This window comes from Paenibacillus sp. 10L310 (assembly GCF_056395745.1).
Genome location: NZ_JBFTKC010000046.1, coordinates 1 through 1281 on the forward strand (window position 1 = coordinate 1; position 1281 = coordinate 1281).

Here is a 1281-nt window from a genome sequence, read left to right on the forward strand (position 1 = left end):
GGTCATAGCCCCGTCAAGTAGACAATAAAAAAAGAGAAACTCCATTAAGCGGCGACTTTTTCCCGGAATTCAATTGGGGAGAGGTCGCCGAGTTTGTTTTGGAAACGGTCCTTGTTGTAAAACAACATATACTCTGTAATTTGGTTCCTTGCTTGTTCCAGATTCTGAGGCTTCTCCAAATATAACTTCTCCGTCTTTAAGTGGGAGAAGAACGACTCAATACATGCATTGTCATAGCAGTTCCCACGCCGAGAATGGCTTCCTGTTAGCTTCTTCTCTTCAAGCAATTTGGCATAGCTCTGTGTTGTATACTGGAATCCCTGGTCGGAATGGAGTAAGGCCGGTCCACATTTCAGTTTCTTTACCGTTTCCATCACAAGTTTTAAGTCATTTCGCTCGGAGAGTTCCCAAGCTACAATCTCGTTGTTGTATAGATCCATCACAACCGAGAGATAAGCAAAATCATGCCCGATCCGGACATATGTAATATCCGTCACGAGTTTCTGCACAGGAGCTACCGCCGAGAATTCCCGATTTAAGACATTACGGAATAGAACTGACGGTTTCCGGCCAGCAAATGGACGTTTCTTGCGAATCACGGAACGAATCTGGAGTTCTCTCATTAAGCGGCGTACCTTTTTGTGATTCACCACGAGGCCTTCCTTTCCTAACGCGGTTCGCATACGTTTGTAGCCGAAATAAGGACGAAGTCGGTGAATGCCTAAAATATGTGCTTTTAGATCCGTATCCCGATCTGCTCGTTTCTCTCGGAGGACGATATTCTTCTTCCATTTGTAGTAACCTGCACGAGAAATTTCAGCAATTTTACACAACCAAACCACAGGTGCCCACTTACTTATTTCTCGAACGGACTGGCACCGGGCTTCGAAATCCAGCTTCCCTCTCCGTGCAAATTCGGATTGAGCTTTTTTAGATATTCTACCTGCGCTTTCAGATAAGCATTTTCTTCTTCTGCACTGCTAAAATGCTTCTTCGTCCAACGTCCTCGATAATCCTCAAAACTCTCTCCATTTTGGCTTTTACGTACCCAAGTAATAATCTGGCTCTCACTCTTAATACCAAACTTCTCCATGATCCGACTGTATGTCCAACCTTCTTCCAATCGCAGACGAACAGCCTCTTTCTTCGTTTCTTCACTATATTGATTAAAAGTTTGGCCCTTTTTCGCTGGCATAGCAAAAATCCCCTCCGGTTTTCAGTGTTGAGTTCATTTTAACATGATCTCTTTTTTTCACTGTCTACCTTGAGGGGATAATACCA

Annotated in this window: 1 protein-coding gene; it reads right to left on the reverse strand. The window is 43.9% G+C overall.

Going from position 1 to position 1281, the window contains the following annotated elements:
- Nucleotides 1–44: 44 nt before the first annotated feature.
- A protein-coding gene (locus AC1DE7_RS31575; RefSeq protein WP_425607806.1) for an IS3 family transposase occupies nt 45–1195 on the reverse strand; the annotation gives its coding sequence in 2 pieces (ribosomal slippage) (nt 45–934 and nt 934–1195; 1152 coding nt in all).
- Between the last annotated feature and the right edge of the window lie 86 nt (nt 1196–1281).